This window comes from Acidovorax sp. Root70, assembly GCF_001428225.1.
GTDB lineage: Bacteria > Pseudomonadota > Gammaproteobacteria > Burkholderiales > Burkholderiaceae_C > Acidovorax.
Genome location: NZ_LMHQ01000012.1, coordinates 118,562 through 144,053, shown reverse-complemented (window position 1 = coordinate 144,053; position 25,492 = coordinate 118,562). Strand labels below are relative to the sequence as shown.

26 protein-coding genes and 1 tRNA gene are annotated in these 25,492 nt (G+C 62.5%); 19 read left to right on the top strand and 8 right to left on the bottom strand.

Annotated features, from left to right (window positions below):
- Positions 1-16: 16 nt before the first annotated feature.
- From ugpA to ugpQ, 4 genes are all read left to right on the top strand, one after another.
- Positions 17-898, top strand: a complete 882-nt coding sequence (gene ugpA / locus ASD94_RS08275) for a sn-glycerol-3-phosphate ABC transporter permease UgpA (protein WP_056641170.1) — start codon at positions 17-19, stop codon at positions 896-898.
- A 147-nt stretch (positions 899-1,045) separates the two neighbouring features.
- The gene (ugpE, locus tag ASD94_RS08270) at positions 1,046-1,897 is read left to right on the top strand and encodes a sn-glycerol-3-phosphate ABC transporter permease UgpE (RefSeq protein WP_056641167.1); all 852 of its coding nucleotides are present in this window, start codon (positions 1,046-1,048) and stop codon (positions 1,895-1,897) included.
- A gap of 62 nt (positions 1,898-1,959) precedes the next feature.
- Positions 1,960-2,970, top strand: coding sequence for a sn-glycerol-3-phosphate ABC transporter ATP-binding protein UgpC (ugpC, locus tag ASD94_RS08265; protein WP_056641164.1), 1,011 nt, complete (start codon positions 1,960-1,962; stop codon positions 2,968-2,970).
- Positions 2,967-3,722, top strand: coding sequence for a glycerophosphodiester phosphodiesterase (gene ugpQ / locus ASD94_RS08260; protein ID WP_056641162.1), 756 nt, complete (start codon positions 2,967-2,969; stop codon positions 3,720-3,722). The genes ugpC and ugpQ overlap by 4 nt, the downstream gene beginning before the upstream one ends.
- A gap of 73 nt (positions 3,723-3,795) precedes the next feature.
- On the opposite strand, the gene ASD94_RS08255 is transcribed toward ugpQ, so the two are convergent.
- Positions 3,796-4,764 (bottom strand): tripartite tricarboxylate transporter substrate binding protein, encoded by a 969-nt coding sequence (locus ASD94_RS08255; RefSeq protein ID WP_056641158.1) that lies wholly within the window; start codon positions 4,762-4,764, stop codon positions 3,796-3,798.
- A gap of 336 nt (positions 4,765-5,100) precedes the next feature.
- The gene (locus ASD94_RS08250) at positions 5,101-5,379 is read right to left on the bottom strand and encodes a hypothetical protein (protein WP_056641155.1); all 279 of its coding nucleotides are present in this window, start codon (positions 5,377-5,379) and stop codon (positions 5,101-5,103) included.
- A 72-nt stretch (positions 5,380-5,451) separates the two neighbouring features.
- Here ASD94_RS08250 and hemA point away from each other — a divergent pair, with 72 nt between their 5' ends.
- The 6 genes from hemA to ASD94_RS08220 all read left to right on the top strand — a co-directional run bounded on the left by hemA (position 5,452) and on the right by ASD94_RS08220 (position 11,995).
- Positions 5,452-6,771 carry a glutamyl-tRNA reductase gene (gene hemA / locus ASD94_RS08245; protein ID WP_056641152.1) on the top strand — a complete coding sequence of 440 codons (1,320 nt, stop codon included), beginning with the start codon at positions 5,452-5,454 and terminating at the stop codon, positions 6,769-6,771.
- Between the two features lie 112 nt (positions 6,772-6,883).
- Positions 6,884-7,996 (top strand): peptide chain release factor 1, encoded by a 1,113-nt coding sequence (gene prfA, locus ASD94_RS08240; RefSeq protein WP_056641148.1) that lies wholly within the window; start codon positions 6,884-6,886, stop codon positions 7,994-7,996.
- Positions 7,997-8,068: 72 nt separating this feature from the next.
- Entirely contained in the window at positions 8,069-8,935 is an 867-nt protein-coding gene (gene prmC / locus ASD94_RS08235) for a peptide chain release factor N(5)-glutamine methyltransferase (protein ID WP_056641145.1), read from the top strand.
- 61 nt (positions 8,936-8,996) lie between these two features.
- Positions 8,997-9,320, top strand: a complete 324-nt coding sequence (gene grxD, locus ASD94_RS08230) for a Grx4 family monothiol glutaredoxin (RefSeq protein WP_056641141.1) — start codon at positions 8,997-8,999, stop codon at positions 9,318-9,320.
- A 154-nt stretch (positions 9,321-9,474) separates the two neighbouring features.
- Entirely contained in the window at positions 9,475-10,482 is a 1,008-nt protein-coding gene (locus tag ASD94_RS08225; RefSeq protein ID WP_056641138.1) for an AAA family ATPase, read from the top strand.
- 169 nt (positions 10,483-10,651) lie between these two features.
- Complete coding sequence (locus ASD94_RS08220; protein WP_056641135.1) at positions 10,652-11,995, top strand: hemolysin family protein; 1,344 nt, start codon at positions 10,652-10,654, stop codon at positions 11,993-11,995.
- Positions 11,996-12,032: 37 nt separating this feature from the next.
- Here ASD94_RS08220 and ASD94_RS08215 read toward each other — a convergent pair whose 3' ends face one another.
- Both ASD94_RS08215 and ASD94_RS08210 read right to left on the bottom strand, forming a co-directional pair.
- The gene (locus tag ASD94_RS08215) at positions 12,033-12,740 is read right to left on the bottom strand and encodes a lytic transglycosylase domain-containing protein (protein ID WP_056641132.1); all 708 of its coding nucleotides are present in this window, start codon (positions 12,738-12,740) and stop codon (positions 12,033-12,035) included.
- Positions 12,737-14,479, bottom strand: coding sequence for a proline--tRNA ligase (locus tag ASD94_RS08210; RefSeq protein WP_056641129.1), 1,743 nt, complete (start codon positions 14,477-14,479; stop codon positions 12,737-12,739). The genes ASD94_RS08215 and ASD94_RS08210 overlap by 4 nt, the downstream gene beginning before the upstream one ends.
- Positions 14,480-14,572: 93 nt before the next feature.
- On the opposite strand from ASD94_RS08210, the gene ASD94_RS08205 reads away from it, so the two are divergent.
- Positions 14,573-15,250 (top strand): RNA pyrophosphohydrolase, encoded by a 678-nt coding sequence (locus ASD94_RS08205; RefSeq protein ID WP_056641126.1) that lies wholly within the window; start codon positions 14,573-14,575, stop codon positions 15,248-15,250.
- A gap of 115 nt (positions 15,251-15,365) precedes the next feature.
- On the opposite strand, the gene proB is transcribed toward ASD94_RS08205, so the two are convergent.
- From proB to rplU, 4 genes are all read right to left on the bottom strand, one after another.
- Entirely contained in the window at positions 15,366-16,508 is a 1,143-nt protein-coding gene (proB, locus tag ASD94_RS08200; RefSeq protein ID WP_056641123.1) for a glutamate 5-kinase, read from the bottom strand.
- Between the two features lie 91 nt (positions 16,509-16,599).
- Entirely contained in the window at positions 16,600-17,670 is a 1,071-nt protein-coding gene (cgtA, locus tag ASD94_RS08195; RefSeq protein WP_056641121.1) for an Obg family GTPase CgtA, read from the bottom strand.
- A gap of 169 nt (positions 17,671-17,839) precedes the next feature.
- Complete coding sequence (rpmA, locus tag ASD94_RS08190) at positions 17,840-18,097, bottom strand: 50S ribosomal protein L27 (protein ID WP_005794180.1); 258 nt, start codon at positions 18,095-18,097, stop codon at positions 17,840-17,842.
- 15 nt (positions 18,098-18,112) lie between these two features.
- Complete coding sequence (rplU, locus tag ASD94_RS08185; RefSeq protein ID WP_005794184.1) at positions 18,113-18,424, bottom strand: 50S ribosomal protein L21; 312 nt, start codon at positions 18,422-18,424, stop codon at positions 18,113-18,115.
- Between the two features lie 235 nt (positions 18,425-18,659).
- On the opposite strand from rplU, the gene ASD94_RS08180 reads away from it, so the two are divergent.
- The 8 genes from ASD94_RS08180 to ASD94_RS08145 all read left to right on the top strand — a co-directional run bounded on the left by ASD94_RS08180 (position 18,660) and on the right by ASD94_RS08145 (position 25,483).
- Positions 18,660-19,589, top strand: coding sequence for a polyprenyl synthetase family protein (locus ASD94_RS08180; protein WP_056641769.1), 930 nt, complete (start codon positions 18,660-18,662; stop codon positions 19,587-19,589).
- Positions 19,590-19,629: 40 nt separating this feature from the next.
- Positions 19,630-19,706, top strand: a tRNA-Pro gene (locus ASD94_RS08175).
- A gap of 139 nt (positions 19,707-19,845) precedes the next feature.
- Positions 19,846-21,585, top strand: coding sequence for a type IV-A pilus assembly ATPase PilB (pilB, locus tag ASD94_RS08170; protein ID WP_056641119.1), 1,740 nt, complete (start codon positions 19,846-19,848; stop codon positions 21,583-21,585).
- Between the two features lie 20 nt (positions 21,586-21,605).
- Complete coding sequence (locus ASD94_RS08165; RefSeq protein WP_056641116.1) at positions 21,606-22,826, top strand: type II secretion system F family protein; 1,221 nt, start codon at positions 21,606-21,608, stop codon at positions 22,824-22,826.
- A complete protein-coding gene (locus tag ASD94_RS08160; RefSeq protein WP_056641113.1) occupies positions 22,826-23,698 on the top strand; it encodes an A24 family peptidase in 873 nt (290 codons plus the stop codon). The genes ASD94_RS08165 and ASD94_RS08160 overlap by 1 nt, the downstream gene beginning before the upstream one ends.
- A gap of 9 nt (positions 23,699-23,707) precedes the next feature.
- Positions 23,708-24,328 carry a dephospho-CoA kinase gene (coaE, locus tag ASD94_RS08155; protein WP_056641110.1) on the top strand — a complete coding sequence of 207 codons (621 nt, stop codon included), beginning with the start codon at positions 23,708-23,710 and terminating at the stop codon, positions 24,326-24,328.
- Positions 24,329-24,413: 85 nt separating this feature from the next.
- Complete coding sequence (gene zapD, locus ASD94_RS08150; protein ID WP_056641109.1) at positions 24,414-25,169, top strand: cell division protein ZapD; 756 nt, start codon at positions 24,414-24,416, stop codon at positions 25,167-25,169.
- A 95-nt stretch (positions 25,170-25,264) separates the two neighbouring features.
- Positions 25,265-25,483, top strand: coding sequence for a DNA gyrase inhibitor YacG (locus ASD94_RS08145; protein WP_056641105.1), 219 nt, complete (start codon positions 25,265-25,267; stop codon positions 25,481-25,483).
- Positions 25,484-25,492 lie beyond the last annotated feature (9 nt).

Sequence of the window (25,492 nt, the reverse complement as noted above, 5' to 3'; positions counted from 1 at the left end):
TTTTGAGAGTTTCGTCATGGAAAAACGCGTACTTTTCCGCTCCGCATGGCTGCCCTGGGTGCTGCTGGCGCCTCAGCTGGTCATCATCAGCGTGTTCTTCTTCTGGCCCGCAGGCCAGGCCCTGGTGCAGTCGTTCCAGATGCAGGACAGCTTTGGCATGTCCACCGAATGGGTGGGGCTGGACAACTTCAAGACCCTGTTTGAAGACCCGGGCTACCTGGCGTCCTTCAAGACCACGGCTTTCTTCTCGATCCTGGTGGCGGTGGTGGGCATTGGTCTGTCGCTCATCCTCGCGATCTTTGCCGACCGCATCGTCAAGGGCGCCATCGTTTACAAGACTGCCCTGCTGCTGCCCTACGCCGTGGCCCCTGCGGTGGCAGGCGTGCTGTGGATGTTCATGTTCTCGCCCTCGCTGGGGGTGGTAGCCTACATGCTGCGCCAGTCGGGCTTTGACTGGAACCACATGCTCAACTCCGACCACGCCATGGCACTGATCGTGATTGCAGCGGTGTGGAAGCAGATTTCCTACAACTTCCTGTTCTTCCTGGCAGGGTTGCAGTCCATCCCCAAGTCGCTGATCGAAGCCGCCGCTATCGACGGCGCCGGCCCCTGGCGCCGGTTCTGGAGCATCCAGTTTCCGCTGCTGTCGCCCACCACGTTCTTCCTGCTGGTGATCAACGTCGTGTACGCGTTCTTCGACACCTTTGCCATCGTGGACTCGACCACCCAGGGCGGCCCCGGGCGCGACACCTCCATCCTGGTCTACAAGGTCTACCACGATGGTTTCAAGGCCATGGACATGGGCGGCTCGGCTGCGCAGTCGGTGGTGCTGATGGCCATCGTGGTTGTGCTGACGGTCATCCAATTCCGCTACGTCGAGAAGAAAGTGCAGTACTGAATATGAAGCACCCCCTGAGTCGCTTCGCGCCTTCCCCCTCCAGGGGGACGCCGCCCTCACTGCGGGGCGGCTCTTGCTCGGCGGCCCTCGCCTGCATCGTGCCCTTTGCGGGCGCTGCGGGCCATGCTTCGATCCTGAAAGATTCCAATGGTTGAACGTAGTCCTTACCTCACCGCGTTCTCGCACCTCATCATGGTGCTGGGCGTGATCATCGTCGGCTTTCCGCTGTACCTGGCCTTTGTGGCCTCCACCCACACGGCGCAGGACATCGTGCAGGTGCCCATGCCCATGGTGCCCGGCAGCAACTTCTGGCAGACCTACCACGACGCGCTGTTTGGCGGCGGCGCGGGTGCGGGCTCCACAGCGCCTGTGGCCCGCATGATGTGGGTGAGTTTTGTCACCGCCATGGTCATCACGGTGGGCAAGATCGCCATCTCGCTGCTGTCGGCGTTCGCTATCGTGTACTTCCGCTTCCCCTTCAAGGGCATCTGCTTCTGGCTGATCTTCATCACGCTGATGCTGCCCGTGGAAGTGCGCATCGGGCCTACCTATCAGGTCGTCTCCAACCTGGGCATGCTCAACACCTACGCGGGCTTGACAGTGCCACTGATCGCCTCGGCCACCGCCACCTTCCTGTTCCGGCAGTTCTTCCTCACGGTGCCCGATGAGCTGGTAGAGGCCGCGCGCGTTGACGGCGCCGGCCCCATGCGCTTCTTCAAGGACATCCTGGTGCCACTGTCGCGCACCTCGATTGCCGCGCTGTTTGTGATCCAGTTCATCTACGGCTGGAACCAGTACCTCTGGCCCCTGCTGGTGACCACGTCCGAAGACATGTACCCCGTGGTGATCGGCATCAAGCGCATGCTGGCCGGCGGCGACGCGGGCAACGAGTGGAACATCGTGATGGCCACGGCCCTGCTAGCCATGCTGCCCCCAGCCTTCGTGGTGGTGGTCATGCAGCGCTGGTTCGTCAAGGGCCTGGTGGATACCGAAAAATAAGACAAAAACCCCTGCAAGTGCTTTCTCAATAAGCCTCTGTAGCTATCAAATTCATTGCAAATATGGCATCCCTCTCTCTTCGCAACATCGTCAAGCGCTACGGCGTCGGCCCCAAGGCCAACCAGGTCATCCATGGCGTGAATGCCGAGGTCAAGGACGGCGAATTCGTCGTCATCGTGGGCCCCTCCGGCTGCGGCAAGTCCACCCTGCTGCGCATGGTGGCGGGCCTGGAGGAAATCTCCGGCGGTGAGCTGCGCATTGGCGACCGAGTGGTCAACAACCTGGAGCCCGCCCAGCGCGATATCGCGATGGTGTTCCAGAACTACGCGCTCTACCCGCACATGACGAACTTCGAGAACATGGCCTATGGCCTGAAGATCGCCAAGGTACCCAAGGAAGAAATCCAGCGCCGCGTGGACAAGGCCGCCAAGATCCTCGAACTCTCGCACCTGCTGGAGCGCAAGCCACGCGAGCTGTCCGGCGGGCAGCGCCAGCGCGTGGCCATGGGCCGCGCCATCGTGCGCCAACCGCAGGTGTTCCTGTTCGACGAGCCCTTGTCCAACCTCGACGCCAAGCTGCGCGCGCAAACCCGCCTGGAGATCCAGAAGCTGCACCGCGAACTGGGCATCACCAGCCTGTTCGTCACCCACGACCAGGTCGAGGCCATGACGCTGGCCCAACGCATGATCGTGATGAACGCGGGCAACATGGAGCAGTTCGGCACCCCTGAAGAGGTCTACCACACGCCCGCCACCACCTTCGTGGCCAGCTTCATCGGCTCGCCGCCGATGAACCTGCTCAAGAACGCACCTGGCGCCAAGTCGGGCACCATCCTGGGCATCCGCCCCGAGCATCTTGACGTGGGCAGCGAAGGCTGGGCTGTCACGGTCGAAACGGTCGAGCTGCTGGGGGCTGAGCGCCTCATCTACGGCCGCATCAACGGCGAGCAGATCATCGTGCGGGTGGAAGAAGGCACCCACGCGCCGCTGCCCGACGCGGTGATCCACGTGCTCCCCCGCCCCGACCGCCTGCACGCGTTCGACGCCACCACCGGTCAACGCATCGCCCCATGAGTGCCGCCCTGCTCGCCCCCTGGCCCTACCCCCGCTGGGTCGCCCACCGTGGCGCAGGCAAGCTGGCCCCCGAGAACACGCTGGCCGCGTTCCGGCTGGGCGCCCAGTACGGCTACCGCATGTTCGAGTGCGACGTCAAACTGAGTGCCGACGGCGTGCCGTTTCTGATGCACGACGCTACGCTGGAGCGCACGACCAACGGCCGCGGCACAGGCGGCGACCTGCCCTGGACCCAGCTCGCTCAGCTGGATGCTGGTGGCTGGCACTCGCGCAGCTACGCGGGCGAGCCCCTGCCCACCATGGAGAACCTGGCGCGCTACTGCATCGCCAACGGTTTTTTCCTGAACATCGAGATCAAGCCCACGCCGGGGCAGGAAGAAGTGACCGGCCGCGTGGTGGGTGAATACGCCGCGCGGCTGTGGCAAGGCCAAGCTGTGCCGCCCCTGTTTTCGTCGTTCAAGCCCGAGGCACTGGCCGGTGCCATGGCCACCGCCCCCCACATACCCCGCGCGCTGCTGATCGACGCGCTGTGGGACGGATGTTTTGACAAGGCCCAGGCGCTCGACTGCGTAGCCATCGTGTGCAACCACGCGCTGTGGGACCAGGCCCTGGTGGCCCAAGTCCACGGCCTGGGCATGCGCACGCTCAGCTACACGGTGAATGACGACTGGGCGGCGCAGCGCCTCATCGCGCTGGGCACGGACGGCATCATCACCGACCGGGTGGACCTGTTTTCGCCAGCCACACTCTGACCGCTCAACCACAGTCCAGTACGGGCTGCGGTTGAAGTCCCTTCCAGAGGAAGGCGCGCAGCGCCTCAGGGGGTCAATCCAGCTTCGCGCCGGACTTCTTGACGGCGTCGGCCCAGCGGGGCATCTCTGAGGCCAGGAACTTCGCAAAGTCGTCCGCGCCCAGAAACGCCGGATCGGCCCCCTGGCTCACCATGCGATTGCGCACATCGGGCATCTGCAGCACCTGGCCAAAGGCGTCACTGAGCTTGTTGACCACGTCCTTGGGCGTACCAGCGGGCGCCAGAAAGCCGTAGAAACCCACCACCTCAAAGCCCTTGATGCCGCTCTCGATCACCGTGGGCACCTCGGGCAGCGCGGGGTTGCGCTCCTTGCTGGTCACGGCCAGGGCGCGCACCTTGCCTTGCTTGTGGTACGAAGCAGCCTGCGGAATGCTCTCGGCCATGAACTGCACCTGCCCGCCCATGAGGTCGGTGAACGCGGGCGCGCTGCCCCGGTAGGGGATGTGCACCATGAACAGGCCCGTGGCCGCCTTGAACATCTCGGGCACCAGATGGCTGATGCCGCCATTGCCCGCCGAGCCAAAGTTGACCTGCCCCGGCCGCGACTTGGCATAGGCCATGAACTCCTGCAGGTTCTTGGCGGGCACGCTGGTGTTGACCAGCAGGGCCAGCGGCTGCATGGCCGTGCGCGCCACCGGCACAAAGTCCTTGAGGGTGGCATAGGGCAGCCGGCTGTACAGCGCCGGGTTGATCACCATCACCCCGGTATTGGCCAGCATGATGGTGTGGCCGTCCGGGGGCGCTTTCATCACGTCCTGAGCACCCACTGTGCCGCCCGCACCCGCCTTGTAGTCCATCACCACGGGCTGGCCCAGCACGGTCTGCAGCTTGTCGGACAGCAAACGCGCATGCTGGTCCAAAGGCCCACCGGCCGGGAAGCCCACCACGATACGAACAGGCTTGGACGGAAACGCCTGCGCCAGCACGGCAGCAGACAAGGCCAGGCCCGCGGCCAGGGTGACGCAGGTACGCAGCAGCTTCATGGGGTTGTCTCCAGCAATGGTTGTCGGTGTGTGGGGGTATGCCGCTTCCGTCGGCGTGGGCTGTGGCGGCCGCGTTGGAAGATGCAAAGAGGCTATCAGACACCAGGGCGCGACAGCCCTCAACATCACCTCTCGCAAACCCTCAAAACACGTGACGGCTTGCTGAAAGCTTCAAGGATGTCCTGCATAACCCTCGCGTGTCGGTGGTAGCGCGGATCGGGAGAGACCGCAAGGCGCCTTTTTTTGCCAATAGCCCGGCTATTGGCAAAAAAAGCAACGCAGCGGACTGCCCGAGGCCGCGCTATCACAGGCCGCAGGGAGTCATGCAGGACATCCTCAAGCCTTCCAGCCCCGCACCAGCACCCACTGGCAGGTGGCGCAGGCCACAACCAGCGCGGCGTAGGTCAGCATCTTGCCGTCACGCCCCCAGAGCACCAGCCCCCCGGCCAGTACCGCGACACCCACGGCAAACAACACCATCCAGCGCAGCCAACCCGCCATCGGCGAGGCGCTTCGGGAGCCCACGAGGCGGCCTGAAAGCACCAGCACCAGAGCCATGGCGGCAGCGGGCGCAACAAAGTTGAGGAGGTGGTTGATGACGTCCAGCGGACCCATGGAATTGACCCAAATCAAGGCATGAACAAGCAACGCCGCCTGTTCGGGCCAACAATTTTATAATCCGTGACTATGGCAGTCTGGGCCCTCGGCATCAACCACACCACCGCGCCGCTCGATCTGCGCGGCAGGTTTGCGTTCGCGCTCGACCAGATCGCCCCTACGTTGCAGGGTTTGCGCCAGTCGCTGGGCACCAACAGCCGCCACCCGGGCGTGGAAACGGCCATTATCTCCACCTGCAACCGCACCGAAATTTACTGCGCTGGCGACCAGCCCGCCGTGGACCACACGCTGGGCTGGCTGGCCCAAAGCGGTGGCGTAAGCCCCGCGCTGCTGCGCTCGCATTCCTATACCCTCGAAGACAGCCTGGTGGCGCGCCATGCGTTCCGCGTGGCCAGCGGGCTCGATTCGATGGTGCTGGGCGAAGCCCAGATCCTGGGCCAGATGAAGGACGCTGTGCGCGCGGCCGAAACCGCCGGCGCCCTGGGTACCACGCTCAACCAGCTTTTCCAGCGCAGCTTTGCCGTGGCCAAGGAAGTGCGCACCAGCACCGAGATCGGTGCGCACAGCATCAGCATGGCCGCCGCGGCCGTGCGCCTAGCCAGCCAGCTGTTTGAAGACCTCACCAAGATCCGCGTGCTGTTCGTCGGCGCGGGCGAGATGATCGAGCTGTGCGCCACGCACTTTGCTGCCAAGAACCCCAAGCAGATCGCCATTGCCAACCGCACGCTGGAGCGCGGCGAAAAACTCGCCGCCCGTTTTGGTGGTGAGGTGATGCGTCTGGCCGACCTGCCCGAGCGCCTGCACGAGTTCGACGCCGTGATCAGCTGCACTGCGAGCAGCCTGCCCATCATCGGCCTGGGTGCTGTGGAGCGGGCGCTCAAGAAGCGCCGCCACCGCCCCATCTTCATGGTGGATTTGGCCGTGCCGCGCGACATCGAGCCCGAGGTGAAAGCCCTGGGCGACGTGTACCTGTACACCGTGGACGACCTGGCCACCGTGGTGCAGACGGCCCAGGCCAATCGCCAGGCCGCCGTGGCCCAGGCCGAGGCCATCATCGACGCGGGCGTGCAGAGCTTCATGCACTGGATGGAGTTGCGCAGCCCACTGGGCGAGGCCGGCGGCGTGGTGCCGCTGATCCAGCAGCTCAATGCCCAGACCGACGAGTGGCGCGCGCTGGAAATCGCCCGCGCCAAGAAGCTGCTGGCCAAGGGCGAGGACGTGGACGCGGTGCTCGAAGCGCTGTCGCGCGGCCTCACACAAAAGATGCTGCACGGCACCCTGGCCGAGCTGCGCGCGGGCGACGCCGAGATGCGCGCCCAGACGGCCCAGACCGTCTCGCGCCTGTTCCTGCGCTCACAAAGCAAGACTGCGAACAACAACGGGCTGTAGCGGCGCTCGCCCGCTCCGCCCCTCCCCGATTTGATACCAAATCGGCCCCAGGCGCTTGATTTATATGCGCCAATAGCTACCAAATTCGTAGCAAACCATTTTCCAGATATTCATGAAACCCTTCCTCCGAAGCCAGCTGGAGCGCTACGCACAGCGCCTGGGCGAACTCGACTTTCTGCTGTCGCGCGAAGACATCATGAGCGACATGGCGCAGTACCGGCGCATCTCCGTAGAGCATGCCGAAGTCACGCAGGTCGCAGGCCGCTACGCCCGCTACCAGCAGCGCGAGGCCGACCTGGCCGGGGCTCGCGAGATGCTGGCCGACCCCGACATGGCCGAGATGGCGCAGGAAGAAATCACCAGTGCCGAGGCCGAACTGCTGCAGCTCGAAGATGAACTGCAACGCCTGCTGCTGCCCAAGGACCCCGACGACGCACGCAATGCGTTCGTCGAAATCCGCGCGGGCACGGGCGGCGACGAGTCGGCCCTGTTCGCGGGCGACCTCACTCGCATGTACACCCGCTATGCCGCCAACGTGGGCTGGAAGGTCGAGGTGGTGAGCGAGAACGCCGCCGAGCTGGGTGGCTACAAGGAAATCGTGCTGCGCATTGAGGGTCAGCCCGGCACGGGGCCCTCCGGGAGCGGTGTGTACGGTGCCCTCAAGTTCGAGTCCGGCGGCCACCGCGTGCAGCGCGTGCCCGCCACCGAGACGCAGGGCCGCATCCACACCAGCGCCTGCACCGTGGCCGTGATGCCCGAGCCCGACGAGCACCAGGCCATCACGCTGAACCCGGCAGACCTGCGCATCGACACCTTCCGCGCCAGCGGCGCGGGCGGCCAGCACATCAACAAGACCGACTCGGCCGTGCGCGTGGTGCACTTGCCCACCGGCATCGTGGCCGAATGCCAGGACGGCCGAAGCCAGCACGCCAACAAGGCCAAGGCGTTGCAGGTGCTGCAGGCACGCATCCAGGAGAAAGAGCGCAGCGAGCGCGCCGCCAAGGAAGCCGCGCTGCGCAAGGGCCTGATCGGCAGCGGCGACCGCAGCGACCGCATCCGCACCTACAACTTCCCACAGGGACGGCTGACGGACCACCGCATCAACCTCACGCTGTACAAACTGCTGTACGTGATGGAAGGCGACCTGGGCGATGTGCTGCAGGCCCTGGCCCACGCCCGCGAGGCCGAGCAGCTCGAAGAGCTGGAGATGGGCACCACCGGTTGAGCAAGACCAGAATATGAACTCGATTGGCTTCTAGCACCTGATTCATATACCCTTGCAGCTATCAAAAAAATAGTGAATAACTCTGCCTCCCCCACCCTGGCCCAGGCCTTGGCGCAGGCCCATACCTTGGGCCTGGCACGCATCGACGCGCAACTGCTGCTGCTGCACACCGTAGGCCGCCCCGATGCAGGCCGTGCCTGGCTGCTGGCGCACGACACAGACGCGATGGACGATGCAGCGCACGCCCGGTTCATCGCCCTGTGCCAGCGCCGCTTGGCGGGCGAGCCCGTGGCTTACCTCACCGGACGCAAGGAGTTCTACGGCCTGCCGCTGCAGGTGGACGCACGCGTGCTGGACCCGCGCCCCGACACCGAAACGCTGGTGGACTGGGCGCTGGAGGTGATCGCCCCACCGTACCTGAATGCCCACGCCCCTCGCGTGGTGGACCTGGGCACTGGGAGCGGCGCCATTGCGCTGGCCCTGTGCAGCCAGCGCGCCGACGCCCAGGTATTGGCGGTGGATGCCAGTGCCGACGCACTGGCCGTGGCCCAGGCCAACGCAGAACGGCTGGGGCTGGCTGTTCAGTTCCAGCAAGCCAACTGGCTGGCAGGGGTTGACGGTCGGTTTGATGCCATCGTCTCCAACCCCCCCTACATCCCCAGCGCCGATCCGCACCTTGCCGCGCTCACGCATGAGCCCCTGCAAGCCCTGACCAGCGGGGCAGATGGCCTCGAAGACATTCGTACCATCATCGCCCAGGCGCCAGCGCACCTGCAGCCGGGCGGGTGGCTGCTGCTGGAGCATGGCCACGACCAGGCAGACGCCGTGCAAGCGCTGCTCACCACCCGGGGCTTTGTCCAGGTGCAAAGTCGCAATGACCTCGCTGGCATTGCGCGTTGCACGGGCGGACAGTGGCCTCTGGCACAGACAGTGAAATAATCCCCCCTATCGCGGGCTCCTACCCACCCTCTGCCCGCTGCCCCTTACCAGGAGTTTTCCCATGAGCGACACCCAGCAACGCATCGACGCCCTCGTCAAATCCAGCGACATCCTGCTGTTCATGAAGGGCAGCGCCAGCTTCCCCATGTGCGGCTTCTCCGGCCGCGCGATCCAGATCCTCAAGGCCTGCGGCGTGGACCCCAAGAGCGTGGTCACCGTCAACGTGCTGGAAGACGACGAAATCCGCCAAGGCATCAAGGACTACAGCCAGTGGCCCACCATTCCGCAGCTGTACGTGAAGGGCGAATTCATTGGCGGCTCGGACATCATGATGGAGATGTACGAGTCGGGCGAACTCAAGCAGGTGCTGGGCACCGAAGGCTGATCGGCAGAGTCCTCCCCGCCTCCCATCAGGCCGCCTTCGGGCGGCCTTTTTGTTTGTCCGCAACAGAGGCACCAATCAGGGGCTTTTCCGATGGAGCAGCGGGCATGTTGTGTGCTTGAATGATTGCGTGACGTAACCCTCACAGGAGCATGCAATGACCAGCCATAGCCTTGTTCCCCAGCCGCCGGCCCTGCACCTTCCGGTGGCCCAGATGCGCAACGTGTTCCACCCCGGCGATGTCGAGCGCAAGCTCGCACGGCTGCAGGAGTCCGGCAACCAGCGCGAATACGAAACCTTGCGCACCGTCTACGAACGCATGCTGGAGCGCGGCCCGGAGCGCTTTCAGGTCAAGCCCTCGGGCATCCCCGACATGGCCAGCCTGTACGAGCAACTGCCCAACTTCACCGAGGTGCTGGACGATGTGAAACGCCACGTGGCGCTGGCGCAGGACAGCAGCGATGGGCTGGAAGTCACGCCCATGCTGCTGCTGGGCCCGCCCGGCATCGGCAAGACCCACTTTGCCCGCCACTTGGCCGAGCTGCTGGGCACGGGCATGAACCTGCTGCCGATGAGTTCCATGACCGCGGGCTGGCTGCTGTCGGGCTCGTCGGCCCAGTGGAAGGGCGCGCGCCCCGGCAAGGTGTTCGAGGCGCTGGTGGAGGGTGAATACGCCAACCCTGTGATCGTGGTGGACGAGATCGACAAGGCCAGCAGCGATGCGCAATACGACCCGCTGGGCGCGCTGTACAGCTTGCTGGAGTACGACACCGCCCAGAGCTTTACCGACGAGTTTGCCGAAGTGGCCATCGACGCAAGCCAGGTGATCTGGATCACCACGGCCAACGACACGCGCGGCATTCCCGACCCCATCCTGAACCGCATGAACGTATTCGAGGTGGAGGCGCCCACGCTGGATCAGGCCCGCACCATCGCCCGCAACCTGTACCAGGGCATCCGTGCTGGGCACGACTGGGGCCGTCTGCTGGACCCGGAACCGCTGGATGACGTGCTGGACCACCTCGCCCAGATGCCCCCGCGCGAGATGCGGCGGGCCCTGATGACGGGCTTTGGCAACGCGCGGCTGGACCGTCGGTCTACCGTGGAGATTGCCGACCTGCCCAAGGCCGCGACCGGGCGCAGCCGCATCGGCTTTGTGCAGTAAGTAGCGCGGTCGCCCACTGGCTGCCACCCGCCCGCCGCAGCAGGCAAGGGCCAGTTGCGGGGTCGGCACCTCCCGCCCAGGCGGCAACAGCAGGCCAGCGCACAAGGTGCGCAGATACACTTGGTGGCCCGTGGCACACACACCGTGCACCCGGGCCCACCCTCGTCCCATGACCCTGTCCCAAAGCCTCTTCGTGATCGGGCTGCTGATTGCAGCCAGCGCCTTTTTCTCCATGGCCGAGATTTCGCTCGCAGCCGCCCGCCGCCTGCGCCTGCGCCAGATGGCCGACGAAGGCGACGCGCGTGCGGACCGGGTGCTGCGCATGCAGGAGCAGCCAGGAGACTATTTCACGGTGGTGCAGGTGGGGCAAAACGCCGTGGCCATCCTGGGCGGTATCGTGGGCGAGGGGGCGTTGAGCCCGCATTTCAGCGAACTGTTCGCGCTGTGGGTGTCGGGGCCCACGGCCGAGCGGGCGGGGTTCCTGGCGTCCTTCCTCATCATCACCTCGCTGTTCATCCTGTTCGCCGACCTGTTCCCCAAACGCCTGGGCATGGCAGAGCCCGAGCGACTGGTGGTGCGGCTGGCTCAGCCCATGGCCTGGTGCATGACACTGCTGCGGCCGCTGGTGTGGTTTTACAGCCGGGGGGCCGATGCGCTGTTCCGCTTGCTGGGCTTGTCATCGCTGCGCGATGACCGCATCACGTCGGACGACATCCTGGCCATGATGGAAGCAGGCGCCCGCGCCGGGGTGCTGGCGGCGCGCGAGCAGCAGGTCATCACCAATGTGTTTGAACTGGATACCCGCACGGTGTCCAGCGCCATGTCGCCGCGCGACCGGATTGCATTCTTCCTGCGCGACGAGCCCGACTCGGTCATCCGCCTGCGCATTGCGGCCGAGCCGTTTTCAACCTACCCGGTGTGCGAGGGCGACATCGACCACGTGGTGGGCTATGTGGATGCCAAGGACCTGTTCCAGCGAGTGCTGAACAACCAGCCCATTTCGCTGGCCGACGACAGCCTGGTGCGCAAGGTGCTGATCGTGCCCGACCGGCTGACCCTGTCGGAGGTGCTGGAGCAGTTCCGCCAGGTGCACGAGGACTTTGCGGTCATCGTGAACGAATACAGCCTGGTGGTGGGCGTGGTCACACTGAACGACGTGATGAGCACCGTGATGGGCGATCTGGTCGGCCCAGCGGACGAAGAGCAGATCGTGCGGCGCGATGAGAACTCGTGGCTCATCGACGGTGTGACGCCCATCGAGGATGTGCTGCACGCGCTGTCGCTGGACGAACTGCCCCACACCGGTGAATACGAAACCCTGGCCGGGTTCCTGATGGTGATGCTGCGCCGCGTGCCCCGTCGCACGGACAGTGTGAGCTGGGGCGGCTACAAGTTCGAGGTGCTCGATGTGGACAGCTACCGCATCGACCAGGTCATGGTTTCCCGGCTGGGAGGAGCCTCTGGGAGCACCGCTGTGAACGCGCCAGCACCAGCCGGAACCACGGTGCAGTGACCGGGCCTAGCGCCCCGCGGCACAGGCGCAGATCGCTCTATGCGGCCGGAGACAGCGGCCGGTCGGCAAACAGCCACTTGCGCTGGGCGCCAAACACGGCGTCCGGGTACTGTGGCCGGCCCCGGCTGCCGTTGTACCGGCCCAGTGCCATGAACAGATCGCCCTGCTCACGATCAATGTAGTGGCGCAGGATGACGCAGCCAAAACGCAGGTTGGTCTGCATGTGAAACAGCTTGCCCGGGTCGCCATCGCCAATCACGCGGGTCCAGAAAGGCATGACCTGCATGTAGCCCCGCGCCCCCACGCTGGACACCGCAAACTTGCGGAATCCGCTCTCCACCTGGACCAGCCCGAGGACGAGGGACACATCCAGCCCGGCGCGCTTGGACTCGTACCAGACGGTCTGAAGGAAGTCGCGGCGCACCTCCAGGTCCGGCTTGCGTGGGCGCAGGCGATCGCTTTGCGTGCCCAGCCAGCGCAGGTAATGCAGGCGCGCCTCGGTGGTGAAAAACTCGGGCTCGGGCGGTGCCTGGTTGGCAATCGCAGAGCTGAGCGCGGTGCGCACTGAGTCCATCAGGGGCTCCTCCAGCTGCCCGCCGGCATGCGCCACCTGCGGAGCGCCCAGCCAGGCGGCGGGCGCGGTCAGCGAAGCCAGCGACACCAGGCAGCCACGCCGCGACAGCCCCGCAGGGGCACCCGCAGTCACAGCCGACGGAGCGATGGAGGAGGTGCCGCGCGTACTCATACAACCATGCGGCCTTTTACATGGGCCAGGATGTCGGCAACGCCCACCTTGGTGGCGGCAGGGTCACGGCGGTGCTGGTACTCGACCACACCTTCCTTCAGGCTCTTGTCGCCAATGGTCACGCGGTGGGGCACACCGATCAGCTCCCAGTCGGCAAACATCGCACCAGGGCGCTCGCCACGGTCATCCAGGATCACGTCCACGCCTGCGGCCAGCAGGTCAGCATACAGCTGCTCGGCCGTGGCCTTGACGGCTTCGCTGCGGTCCATGCCCACGGGGCAAACCACCACCGTGAACGGCGCAATCGCATCCGGCCAGATGATGCCACGCTCATCGTGGTTTTGTTCAATGGCGGCGGCGGGCAGGCGCGTCACGCCGATGCCGTAGCAACCCATCTCGAAGAACGCCGGCTTGCCATCGTCGCCGAGGAAGGTCGCGTTCATGCCCTTGCTGTACTTGGTGCCCAGGTAGAACACATGGCCCACTTCGATGCCACGCTCAATCGCCAGCTCACCCTTGCCGTCCGGGGATCGGTCGCCCGCCACGACGTTGCGCAGGTCGGCCACCATGTCGGGCTCGGGCAGGTCGCGGCCCCAGTTGACACCGGTGATGTGAAAGTCCACTTCGTTGGCGCCGCAGATCCAGTCAGCCATCAGCGCGACTTCGCGGTCCACCACAAGCTTCAGCGGCTTCTTCAGGCCGATGGGGCCCAGGTAACCGGGCTTGCAGCCAAAGTGGTCTTCGATTTCGCCGAGCGTCGCAAAGCGGAAGCCCGCCAGCCCGGGCACCTTGCCCACCTTGATCTCGTTCATGTCATGGTCGCCGCGCAGCAGCAGCAGCCAGACCCGGGTCTTGACGATCTCACCCTCTTCGTTGGTTTCGTCCGTGGCCAGCACCAGCGACTTCACAGTGGTGTTCAGGGGCACGCCCAGGAGTTCTGCCACATCGGCACAGGTGCTCTTGCCCGGCGTGGCCGTTTTCGCCAGTGGCTGGGTGGCGCCGCCGCGAGGGCCGGCGGGCGCCAGCGCTTCGGCCTTTTCCATGTTGGCGGCGTAGTCGCTTTGCGGGCAATAGACGATGGCGTCCTCTCCCGTGGCGGCAATCACCTGGAATTCTTCCGAAAGGTCGCCCCCGATGGCGCCGCTGTCGGCCGCCACGGCGCGATAGGTAAGACCAAAGCGGTCAAAGATGCGGCGGTAGGCTGCCGCCATCACCTGGTAGCTGGCCTTGGCGGCCGCCTGGTCGCGGTCAAAGCTGTAGGCATCCTTCATGATGAACTCGCGTCCCCGCATGAGGCCAAAACGGGGGCGGCGCTCGTCGCGGAACTTGGTCTGGATCTGATAGAAGTTCTTCGGCAGCTGCTTGTAGCTCTTGAGCTCCTGACGCGCGATGTCAGTGATCACTTCTTCGCTGGTGGGCTGCACCACGAAGTCGCGCCCATGGCGATCCTGGATACGCAACAGCTCGGGGCCCATTTTGTCAAAGCGCCCGGTTTCCTGCCACAGCTCTGCAGGCTGGACCACCGGCATGGTCAGCTCCACTGCGCCTGCGCGGTTCATCTCCTCGCGCACAATGGCTTCCACCTTGCGGATCACCCGCAGCCCCAGCGGCATGTAGTTATAGATGCCAGCGCCCAGCTTCTTGATCAGCCCCGCCCGCGTCATGAGTTTGTGGCTGACCACTTCGGCGTCCGCCGGAGCTTCCTTGAGGGTGGAAATAAAGAATTGGGAGGCTTTCATCGGAAATCGATTGCAGGCAGAACGGGGCGGTCCACTTGCTGCGCGCTAGGCGCCGTGCATAATGGACACAGTTTAAAAATTTGGGGTTTGATTATGCTTGACCGGGACGGCTTTCGGCCGAACGTCGGCATCATCCTGCTCAACCAGAAAAACCAGGTGTTCTGGGGCAAGCGCATACGCACCCACAGCTGGCAGTTTCCACAGGGTGGCATTGACCGGGGCGAAACCCCTGAGCAGGCCATGTTCCGGGAACTGCATGAGGAGGTGGGATTATTGCCCAACCACGTGCGCGTGGTGGCCCGCACCCGGGACTGGTTGCGCTATGAGGTGCCTGACCGGTACATCCGCCGCGACGCTCGCGGCCATTACAAGGGCCAGAAGCAGATCTGGTATCTGCTGCAATTGATGGGGCACGACTGGGATTTGAACCTGCGTGCGACCAACCACCCGGAATTCGACGCTTGGCGGTGGAACGATTACTGGGTTCCGCTCGATGTGGTGGTGGAGTTCAAACGCGGTGTGTATGAAATGGCGCTGACCGAGCTGGCGCGTTTTCTGCCACGCAACGAGCAGCGCAACCGCTATTTGCGCAGCGGCTTGCGTACCCGCGAGGGCGAACATACGGGCGCTGCCAATATGTTTCGCACAGGCTCCATGCTCGTCAACCCCGGCATGGAGCTCCCTCCTGGCGCCAGTTTTGATCCCGACCCGCAAAACAGCGTGCCGGGAGAGCTCGACGGTATGCCATCGGTATCAGACACACCGCGCTGACTTGGAGACCCCACCATGAAAAACGCCTGCATCTGCAGGCGTTTTGTTTTCATGGACGGACCGCTCAGCACATGGGCGGCAAAGACGCGGTCTTATCGATGCGCTCCGTCAATCTCTACGCGCCCTGCGCCAGCACGAGATTATCGCGGTGGACCATCTCCGGCTCCGCCATATAGCCCAGCAGTTTCTCAAACTCCGTAGAGGGCTTGCGACACAGCAGGCGCGCTTCGGCGGCGGCATAGTTGGCCAAGCCACGTGCAATTTCGACTCCCGACCCGTCGCGCACGGCAATCACGTCACCACGCGAAAAGTCCCCTTCAACCGAAGTCATGCCGATGGGCAACAGACTCTTGCCTTCGTCGCGCACCTTGGCAGCAGCCCCGGCATCGACCACCACGGAGCCGCGCAGCTGCAGGTGATCAGCCATCCACTGCTTGCGGGCCTGCTTTTTCTGCGTCTGGGCCACCAGCAAGGTACCCAACGACTCGCCGCCCACCAAGCGAACCAGCACATCGGGTTCGCGCCCCCAGGCGATCACGGTCGATGCGCCGGAGCCCGCCGCACGCTTGGCAGCCAGGATCTTGGTGATCATGCCGCCCTTGCCAATGCTGGAGCCCGCACCACCCGCCATCGCCTCCAGCGCCAGATCACCCGCCTTGGCTTCGTGCACAAATTGAGCCGATGGATCACGGCGCGGGTCGGCGGTGTAGAGCCCCTTCTGGTCCGTGAGGATGATCAGGGCATCGGCCTCCACGAGGTTGGCCACCAGCGCGCCCAGCGTGTCGTTGTCGCCAAACTTGATCTCGTCATTGACCACGGTGTCGTTTTCGTTGATCACCGGCACCACGCCCAGACGCAGGAGCGTGAGCAAAGTGGAGCGCGCATTGAGATAGCGCTCACGGTCCGCCAGATCGGCATGAGTCAGCAGCACCTGCGCGCTGCCCATGCCCTGCTCACGCAGCTTGGTTTCGTACATCTGCGCCAGCCCCATCTGCCCTACTGCAGCGGCCGCTTGCAGCTCGTGGATTTCCTGGGGCCGCATGGTCCAGCCCAGTCGCTTCATGCCTTCTGCAATGGCGCCACTGGACACCATCACCACCTCGCGCGGCGCACCCCCATCGCCGCGCACCAGGGCGGCCAGCTGACGACTCCACTCGCCGATGGCAGTTTCATCCAGTCCCCGCCCTTCGTTGGTCACAAGGCTGGAGCCCACCTTCACCACGATGCGGCGGGCATCTCTCAATACGCTGGAAACCATTTTTGATATCTTTGATGCCGGTAGCGCTACTGCTTTATGCCCGAGTAGCTACCAAAAAAATAGCAATTCTTGAACTCCGACCACTGGCGCGTCAAACCGGCGCGCCGCCAGCAAAGCGAGGGTCCACCTCCACCGGCTCGTTCTCCGTGCGCTGCTCGGACTGCACATGGCGGAAGATGGCATGGATCAGTGGCTCGCAGCCCTCCCGAGTGAGGGCAGAGATCTCAAACACCGGCCCCTTCCACTTGAAACGCTTCACAAAATCCTTCACACGCGCCTCACGCTCGTCGGCGGGCACCATGTCCAGCTTGTTCAACACCAGCCAGCGCGGCTTGTTGTACAGCTGCTGATCGTATTTCTTGAGCTCGTTCACGATGGCCTTGGCCTGCGCCACCGGGTCCACGGCGTCGTCAAACGGCGCCAGATCCACGATGTGCAACAGCAGGCGCGTGCGCTGCAGATGGCGCAGAAACTGATGACCCAATCCCGCGCCTTCAGAGGCCCCCTCGATCAAGCCGGGAATGTCGGCCACCACGAAGCTCTGCTCAGGCCCCACCCGCACAACACCCAGATTGGGGTGCAGTGTGGTAAACGGGTAGTCCGCAATCTTTGGACGCGCATTGGACACTGCGGTGATAAAGGTGGACTTGCCTGCATTGGGCATGCCCAGCAGGCCTACATCGGCCAGCACCTTCAGCTCCAGCTTCAGGTTCTTCTTCTCACCGGGCCAGCCTGGGGTTTTCTGGCGTGGAGCACGGTTGATCGCGCTTTTGAAACGCATATTGCCAAAGCCACCGTCACCGCCTTTGGCGATGGTGATGACCTCACCCGGATTGAGCAGCTCGTACAGAACCTCGCCCGTCTCCGCGTCGGTAATGATGGTCCCGACCGGCATCTTGAGTGTGATGTCCGTGCCCGCAGCGCCAAACATGTCCGAGCCCATGCCGTGCTCACCCCGTTTGGCCTCGTGGCGGCGCGAGTAGCGATAGTCCACCAGCGTGTTGAGGTTGGGGTCGGCCACGGCGAACACATGCCCCCCACGCCCCCCGTCTCCCCCATTAGGGCCGCCGAACTCCTTGTATTTTTCGTGCCGGAACGACACGCAGCCATTGCCACCATCACCAGCGGCAATGTCAATAAAGGCTTCATCGACGAACTTCATGGGGTATCCAGTTTACAAAAGGGGCCGTACCGTGGCTGGTGATCGATTGTGGCGGAATAGCAGAACGCATTCCAAGCGCCAAAGACCCGCAGCGCATCAGCGACGCGTACAGACCAAACAACAAAGCCCCGGCAAAGCGGGGCTTCGATGGTTGCCAGAGGAGAGATCCTCAGGCGGGAGTCACATTGACCGTGGACTTGGACAATGCGCCCTTGGTGCCGAACGACACGTGGCCGTCCACCAAGGCGAACAAGGTGTGGTCCTTGCCCACGCCGACATTGGTGCCGGGATGAAAACGTGTACCACGTTGACGCACGATGATCGAGCCAGCGCTGATCAGTTCACCACCGAAGGCCTTGACACCCAGCATCTTTGGCTTGGAATCACGCCCGTTTCGCGTAGAGCCGCCGCCTTTTTTCTGTGCCATGACTAGCTCCTTCGATTAAGCAGCAATCGCACCGATTTGCAGTTCAGTGAACTGCTGGCGATGGCCTTGGCGTTTTTGATAGTGCTTGCGACGGCGCATCTTGAAGATGTGCACTTTGTCGTGCTTGCCGTGGGCCACGACAGTGGCTTTCACGGTTGCGCCGGACACCAGGGGCGTACCAACCTTCAGTTCAGCGCCGTTGCCGACAGCCAGAACTTGGTCGATCACAATTTCCTGGCCTACGTCCGCAGCAATCTGTTCTACTTTAATTTTTTCGCCGGAAGCAACGCGATACTGCTTGCCGCCGGTTTTTATGACCGCGTACATGTTGACCTCTTGATATGAGTTCTGCAGACGAATTTCCGCAGAGCCCGCGAGTATAGCGCATCTTTTGCTGCTCCGCCAGCCCCTCCATCATCCGTCGATCCGACGTAACCAGCACGCCACCGTCCTCATCGGTCCTGCGGTCAGCCTTCCTATAATTCGTGCACTTTCTGTGACCACCATCTTGACTGACCATACCGCCCCCGCAGCTTCCCCCCTCGCGCTCGTCGCACAAGACATGCACGAGGTTGACAAGGTCATCGGTCAGCGCCTGACATCCAGCGTTCCCCTGGTGGCCCAAATCTCGCAATACATCATTGCAGCCGGAGGCAAACGCCTGCGCCCTGCGTTGCTGCTGATGGTGTGTGGGGCTCTGGGTTACCGCGGCACGCACCGACACAGCTTGGCCGCGGTGGTTGAGCTCATCCACACCGCGACACTGCTGCATGATGACGTAGTGGACGCATCCACCTTGCGTCGCGGACGCCCCACGGCCAATGAAACCTTTGGCAACCCCGCCAGCGTCTTGGTGGGGGATTTCCTTCACACGCGGTCATTCCAGATGATGGTGGAGGCCGGAAGCATGCGCATCATGGAAATCCTCTCCGAGGCCACGAATGTGATCGCGGAAGGTGAAGTGCTCCAGCTCATGAACATGCACGACGCATCGCTGGACGAGGCAGGCTACTTGCGCGTTATCCGCTCCAAGACGGCCAAACTGTTTGAAGCCAGCGCTCGGTTGGGAGCCGTCCTGGCGGGCAGTCCAACCGAAGTGGAAGAGGCATGCGCGACTTATGGACAGGCCCTGGGCACCGCCTTCCAGATCATTGACGATGTGCTGGATTACGACGGCGACGCTGCCGAGATGGGCAAAAACCTCGGGGATGATTTGCGCGAAGGCAAATCCACACTCCCTCTGATCGCCGCCATGGAGCGAGGAAGTCCCAGTCAAGCGCACATCGTTCGCCAAGCCATCGAGCAGGGTTCGACCGAGCAGCTCACAGAAATTGTCAATATCGTCCGCGCGACCGGCGCCTTGGACATTACCCGCGCCGCAGCTTTTGCTGAAGCCCGCCGCGCCATGGCTGCTGCAGAACTATTGCCTGCAAATGCGTACTCTGAGGGTTTGCTAGAATTAGCCGCACAGTTGTTAGCGCGGCGGAATTGACAATCGCATTAGATTCATACTTGATTACTATTGCAAGCTGCGGGGTGTAGCTTAGCCTGGTAGAGCGCTACGTTCGGGACGTAGAGGCCGGAGGTTCGAATCCTCTCACCCCGACCATGTATCACATCACCGGGTGGTTGCCCCTTCATGCAATCCGTTTTGTAGCGCCGTTGCCAATATGCGCCGCTGTACAGTCCATGGTTGATCGGGGATGATAGGATGGTTTCTTTTCCACACCTAACACATTCTCGGTTACATGGCCGCTGTTGATACTGCCCTCAAAGAAGCCTCTGCAGTTGCCCTGCCCGGGCTTGGCCGTGCCCTGATGTCCGCTGGCAAGCTCACGCAGAAGTCAGCCGAAGACATTTACAAAAAATCACAAATCAGCCGGACCAGTTTCATTGCCGAATTGACAGGTTCGGGGGCTGTTTCTGCGGCCGATTTGGCGCACACAGTGTCAGCGGTTTTTGGGGCGCCCCTGCTCGACCTGGACGCCATCGACCCTTTGCGCCTGCCCAAGGAGCTGCTCGACAACAAGATATGCCAGGCGTATCGCGTGGTGGTCCTGAGCAAACGCAACAACCGGCTGATTGTGGCAACGGCCGATCCTACCGACCAGGAAGCTGCTGAGAAAATCAAATTCACAACCCAAATGGGGGTGGATTGGATTATTGCGGAATATGACAAACTCAGCCGTTTGGTAGAAGCCACTACCAAGTCAGCCAGCGAATCCATGGAAACGCTGGTGAGCGGGGGGGGAGACTTCGCCTTTGATGACGTAGCCATCGAGGATGCGCCTGAAGAGGCAGATACCGGGACGACGGAAGTTGAAGATGCTCCCATCGTCAAGTTTTTGCACAAAATGCTGCTCGATGCATTCAACATGCGCGCATCGGATTTGCATTTTGAGCCCTACGAACACCAATATCGTGTTCGGTTCCGGATTGACGGAGAGCTTCGCGAAATTGCCTCCCCGCCGATCGCCATCAAGGACAAGCTTGCTTCACGCATCAAGGTGATTTCACGCCTAGATATTTCGGAAAAGCGCGTGCCTCAAGACGGTCGGATGAAATTGAAAGTCGGGCCTGAGCGCGTCATCGATTTTCGGGTGAGCACCCTGCCCACGCTGTTCGGCGAGAAAATCGTGATTCGTATTCTCGATCCGAGCAGCGCCAAGCTTGGAATCGACGCGCTCGGCTACGAGCCTGTGGAGAAGGAGCGATTGCTCCAGGCAATTGGCCGTCCCTACGGAATGATTCTGGTGACGGGCCCCACGGGCTCCGGCAAGACGGTATCTTTGTATACCTGCTTGAATCTGCTGAACAAGCCTGGGGTCAATATTGCTACGGCCGAAGACCCGTCTGAAATCAACTTGCCCGGCGTCAATCAGGTGAACGTCAATGAAAAAGCTGGTTTGACCTTTGCAGTGGCACTGAAGTCGTTTCTGCGGCAGGATCCGGACATCATCATGGTGGGTGAAATCCGGGATCTGGAGACTGCGGACATTTCCATCAAAGCGGCACAGACAGGTCACTTGGTGCTGTCGACTCTGCATACCAACGATGCTCCGACCACCCTCACGCGGATGCGCAATATGGGGATCGCGCCGTTCAATATCGCATCCAGTGTGATCTTGATCACGGCGCAGCGATTGGCACGTCGGCTGTGCCCCGTGTGCAAGGTGCCGGCCGATATTCCCCATGAGGCCTTGGTGGACGCGGGATACGAGGAGCACGAAATTGACGGCTCTTGGGTGACTTACCGGCCCGTAGGGTGCTCGGCCTGCAACAACGGCTACAAAGGTCGGCTTGGTATCTATCAGGTGATGGCCATTTCCGAGGAAATCCAGCGCATCATCCTGCGCGATGGGAGCGCGCTGGAGATTGCAGAGCAGGCGCGCGCCGAGGGTGTTCGTTCGCTGCGCGAATCCGGACTCTACAAAGCCAAATTGGGCCTCACTTCCCTTGAGGAAGTGCTGGCCGTTACCAACGAATAGCATCCACGGACGAGGGCACCATGGCGACCGCAGCATCAACCAAAGATATTAAGGATTTTGTCTTCGAGTGGGAGGGCAAGGACCGCAACGGCAAGATCGTCCGGGGTGAAGTGCGTGCGGGTGGAGAAAACCAGGTACAGGCGACCCTGCGTCGCCAGGGAGTGTTTCCCACCAAAATCAAGAAGCGCCGCATGCGCTCGGGCAAGAAAATCAAGCCCAAGGATATTGCGTTGTTCACACGCCAGTTGGCAACCATGATGAAAGCCGGCGTGCCTCTGCTGCAGGCTTTCGACATTGTGGGTCGTGGCAACACGAATGCCAGCGTTACCAAATTGCTCAACGATGTTCGGGCCGATATCGAGACCGGGACATCGCTCAACGGGGCATTCAGAAAGTACCCGATGTATTTCGACAGTCTCTACTGCAACCTGGTGGAAGCAGGTGAGGCGGCCGGTATTTTGGAAGCCTTGCTGGATCGACTAGCCACCTACATGGAAAAAACCGAGGCGATCAAATCGAAGATCAAATCAGCCTTGATGTACCCCATTTCCGTAGTGATCGTGGCTTTTGTGGTGGTCACTGTCATCATGATTTTCGTGATTCCAGCGTTCAAGGAGGTTTTCACTTCATTCGGTGCCGACCTGCCAGCTCCAACTTTGCTGGTAATGGCGATCAGCGAGGTGTTCGTCAAATGGTGGTGGCTAATTTTTGGTGTCATTGGCGGTGGCTTCTACTTTTTCATGCAGGCATGGCGCCGCAGTGAAAAGGTCCAGATGTTCATGGACCGGCTCCTGTTGCGGCTTCCGGTTTTTGGCGCGTTGATTGACAAATCATGTGTCGCTCGCTGGACCCGAACGCTTTCCACGATGTTCGCTGCTGGCGTGCCTCTCGTGGAGGCGCTCGACTCGGTGGGCGGGGCCGCTGGCAATTCGGTGTACTCCCTGGCCACCGACAAGATCCAACAGGAAGTCTCTACAGGCACCAGCCTGACGGCTGCTATGGGCAACGCCAATATCTTTCCCTCCATGGTGCTCCAGATGTGCGCGATTGGCGAAGAGTCTGGCTCCATCGACCACATGCTCGGCAAGGCCGCGGACTTCTATGAGGCTGAAGTAGACGACATGGTCGCAGGCCTATCCAGCCTGATGGAACCCATCATCATCGTGTTTCTTGGCACGCTCATCGGCGGTATCGTGGTCTCGATGTACCTCCCCATCTTCAAGCTCGGTCAGGTTGTGTAATGGTGCTGGAAGCATGGTTGGATGCCGCTATCGGCGGCGTGATTGGGTTGCTTGTCGGCAGTTTTCTGAATGTGGTGATCTACCGCCTTCCCAAAATGATGGAAAGGCAGTGGGCTGCAGAGTTGGCGCAAGTCGAGGCATCCAACCAAGGCAAAGAGCCGCCCGAGGACACGCAGCTGACTTTCAATCTCATGACGCCTCGGTCCCGCTGCCCTGCTTGCGGGCACCTGGTGCGGTGGCATGAGAACATCCCGGTTTTGAGTTACCTGTTTTTGCGTGGGCGTTGTTCGTCCTGCAAAACACGCATCAGCCCCCGTTACCCGTTGGTCGAGCTGGCAACGGGTGCACTGTTTTTTTTCTGCCTCCATCGCTGGGGCTTAACCCCTGCGGGGTTGGCATGGTGCGGCTTTTCGGCAGCGCTGGTGGCCCTTGCATTCATCGACTGGGACACCACGCTTTTACCCGATGACATCACCTTGCCTCTGCTGTGGGCAGGGTTGCTGGCATCGGCCATGCAGTGGACTAACGTGCCGTTGTATGCCTCTGTCATGGGCGCCGCGGCTGGGTACCTTTCGCTCTGGTTGGTGTACTGGGGGTTCAAGCTGGCGACTGGCAAGGAAGGCATGGGGTACGGTGACTTCAAGCTGTTTGCCGCGTTAGGCGCATGGTTTGGCTGGCAAGCGCTGGTGCCCATCATTTTGATGTCTTCCGTGATTGGCGCCATCATCGGGATCGCCATGAAGATTTTCAGCAGCTTGCGCGAAGGTGGCTACATCCCGTTCGGACCCTTCCTGGTAGGTGCCGGGTTCACTGCGATGGTGTTTGGCCCCAATGCCATTCTGGGCACGGTGCTCGGGCTCCTGGGACTCTGACGTGCGCTCATGACAACTGACCGACAGCCCTTGCGCCTAGGCCTGACCGGGGGCATTGGCAGCGGCAAGAGCACGGTAGGTCAGATGCTGGCGTTCCTCGGCGCAGCCCTGATCGACGCTGACCAGATTTCCCGGGAAATGACCGGATCTGGGGGCGCGGCCGTGCCAGCCATCCAAAGTACCTTTGGTGATGCCTATGTCGATGCATCGGGTGCCCTGGACCGCGCGCGCATGCGGCAATTGGCCTTCAGCCAACCCGAGGCCCGCAGCCAGCTGGAGGCCATCGTGCACCCCCTGGTAGCCTTGCACAGCCAGCAACGGATTCAGCAGGCCTTGCAGGCTGGCGCCCGACTGATCGTGCACGACATTCCTCTGCTCGCCGAGTCCGGGCGCTGGGCTCGCCAGCTTGACGCCGTGATTGTGGTGGACTGCACAGAACAGACCCAGATCACGCGGGTTATGCAGCGCAGCGGTCTGTCCGCTGAAGCCGTACAGGGAATCATTGCCTCACAAGCCACGCGCTCAGCGCGCAGGGCGGTGGCCGATGTGGTGATTGCCAACGAAGCACACTGCACACTGGAGCAGTTGCAGGCCGAGGTACGGCAAGTGGCCACACTGTTCGGGCTATGATGCGTACGAAACCGTTTGTGCTTTCACCCCATGCCGTGCGCCACCGGCGTCAGAATACTGCCTGAGCCTCCAGGAACCCGCCAGCGTGATCCTTTACGAATACCCCTTTAACGAGCGTCTCAGAACCTACCTGCGGCTGGAGCAGCTGTTCCGCCGCTTGGGGGAATTGATCCCCCGGCCCCACGCGCTGGATCACCATTTCGCCCTGGTCACGATTTTCGAGATCATGGACGTGGCCGCCCGGGCCGATCTGAAGTCGGATGTGCTCAAGGACATCGAAAGGCACAAGCACCAGCTCGACGCATACCGGGGCAACCCCTCCATCTCTGAAGCAGCGCTCGACGCGGTCATCAGCCAGTTGGATCGCTGCTTCGTGGCACTCAACACCCAAAGCGGCAAGTCGGGCCACGCGCTCACCGAGAACGACTGGCTGATGAGCATTCGCAGCCGTATCGGTATTCCGGGTGGGACCTGTGGCTTTGATCTGCCCGCCTACTACGCGTGGCAGCACCATACTCCCGCAGTGCGTCAGCAGGCGCTGGAAGAATGGGCTTCTACTCTGGCTCCCCTTGCCGAGTCGATCTATGTATTGCTCAAGCTGCTGCGCGATTCAGGCGTTCCCCAAAAGGTGGCTGCCGAACGAGGGCAATTTCAGCAAAACCTTCCCCAAGGCCGTACCTTCCAGCTGCTGCGGCTTCGCATCGACCCGGCGCTGAACCTGATCCCGGAAATCAGTGGCAACCGTCTGATAGTCTCGGTGCGGCTCATGCGGTTGGAAGCTGATGGGCGTTTGCACGCCTGCAACGAAGACGCAGCGTTTGAACTGACCCTGTGCGCATAGGCCTTAGCAAGCCCTAGCCCTAGCCCAGAGACTGCATAGCGCCGAGGCCCGCAGAAGATCAGGCCGGCCGATTTGAGCAAGAGGTTCACCCCAGGATGCCCCACTCCCCAACCCCCTCCTCGCAGGCGCGCATCGTCACCTGCCCCAGCTGCGGCGGCGATAGCGTGTACAGCCCCGCGAATGAGTACCGCCCTTTCTGCAGTGAGCGCTGCAAGCAGATCGACCTGGGTGCATGGGCCAGCGAAAGCTTTCGCATGCCTACCGAAGCACCGCCAGACGACGCCCCCCATGGCGACCCGCGCCAGCAGCATTGACAGAGGTCA

What these genes read in the sequence shown, in the direction of transcription:
- ugpA (WP_056641170.1), top strand. Translation starts at nt 17, where the DNA reads ATGGAAAAACGCGTACTTTTCCGCTCCGCATGGCTGCCCTGGGTGCTG.
- ugpE (WP_056641167.1), top strand. Translation starts at nt 1,046, where the DNA reads ATGGTTGAACGTAGTCCTTACCTCACCGCGTTCTCGCACCTCATCATG.
- ugpC (WP_056641164.1), top strand. Translation starts at nt 1,960, where the DNA reads ATGGCATCCCTCTCTCTTCGCAACATCGTCAAGCGCTACGGCGTCGGC.
- ugpQ (WP_056641162.1), top strand. Translation starts at nt 2,967, where the DNA reads ATGAGTGCCGCCCTGCTCGCCCCCTGGCCCTACCCCCGCTGGGTCGCC.
- ASD94_RS08255 (WP_056641158.1), bottom strand. Translation starts at nt 4,764, where the DNA reads ATGAAGCTGCTGCGTACCTGCGTCACCCTGGCCGCGGGCCTGGCCTTG.
- ASD94_RS08250 (WP_056641155.1), bottom strand. Translation starts at nt 5,379, where the DNA reads ATGGGTCCGCTGGACGTCATCAACCACCTCCTCAACTTTGTTGCGCCC.
- hemA (WP_056641152.1), top strand. Translation starts at nt 5,452, where the DNA reads ATGGCAGTCTGGGCCCTCGGCATCAACCACACCACCGCGCCGCTCGAT.
- prfA (WP_056641148.1), top strand. Translation starts at nt 6,884, where the DNA reads ATGAAACCCTTCCTCCGAAGCCAGCTGGAGCGCTACGCACAGCGCCTG.
- grxD (WP_056641141.1), top strand. Translation starts at nt 8,997, where the DNA reads ATGAGCGACACCCAGCAACGCATCGACGCCCTCGTCAAATCCAGCGAC.
- ASD94_RS08225 (WP_056641138.1), top strand. Translation starts at nt 9,475, where the DNA reads ATGACCAGCCATAGCCTTGTTCCCCAGCCGCCGGCCCTGCACCTTCCG.
- ASD94_RS08220 (WP_056641135.1), top strand. Translation starts at nt 10,652, where the DNA reads ATGACCCTGTCCCAAAGCCTCTTCGTGATCGGGCTGCTGATTGCAGCC.
- ASD94_RS08215 (WP_056641132.1), bottom strand. Translation starts at nt 12,740, where the DNA reads ATGAGTACGCGCGGCACCTCCTCCATCGCTCCGTCGGCTGTGACTGCG.
- ASD94_RS08210 (WP_056641129.1), bottom strand. Translation starts at nt 14,479, where the DNA reads ATGAAAGCCTCCCAATTCTTTATTTCCACCCTCAAGGAAGCTCCGGCG.
- ASD94_RS08205 (WP_056641126.1), top strand. Translation starts at nt 14,573, where the DNA reads ATGCTTGACCGGGACGGCTTTCGGCCGAACGTCGGCATCATCCTGCTC.
- proB (WP_056641123.1), bottom strand. Translation starts at nt 16,508, where the DNA reads ATGGTTTCCAGCGTATTGAGAGATGCCCGCCGCATCGTGGTGAAGGTG.
- cgtA (WP_056641121.1), bottom strand. Translation starts at nt 17,670, where the DNA reads ATGAAGTTCGTCGATGAAGCCTTTATTGACATTGCCGCTGGTGATGGT.
- rpmA (WP_005794180.1), bottom strand. Translation starts at nt 18,097, where the DNA reads ATGGCACAGAAAAAAGGCGGCGGCTCTACGCGAAACGGGCGTGATTCC.
- rplU (WP_005794184.1), bottom strand. Translation starts at nt 18,424, where the DNA reads ATGTACGCGGTCATAAAAACCGGCGGCAAGCAGTATCGCGTTGCTTCC.
- ASD94_RS08180 (WP_056641769.1), top strand. Translation starts at nt 18,660, where the DNA reads ATGCACGAGGTTGACAAGGTCATCGGTCAGCGCCTGACATCCAGCGTT.
- pilB (WP_056641119.1), top strand. Translation starts at nt 19,846, where the DNA reads ATGGCCGCTGTTGATACTGCCCTCAAAGAAGCCTCTGCAGTTGCCCTG.
- ASD94_RS08165 (WP_056641116.1), top strand. Translation starts at nt 21,606, where the DNA reads ATGGCGACCGCAGCATCAACCAAAGATATTAAGGATTTTGTCTTCGAG.
- ASD94_RS08160 (WP_056641113.1), top strand. Translation starts at nt 22,826, where the DNA reads ATGGTGCTGGAAGCATGGTTGGATGCCGCTATCGGCGGCGTGATTGGG.
- coaE (WP_056641110.1), top strand. Translation starts at nt 23,708, where the DNA reads ATGACAACTGACCGACAGCCCTTGCGCCTAGGCCTGACCGGGGGCATT.
- ASD94_RS08145 (WP_056641105.1), top strand. Translation starts at nt 25,265, where the DNA reads ATGCCCCACTCCCCAACCCCCTCCTCGCAGGCGCGCATCGTCACCTGC.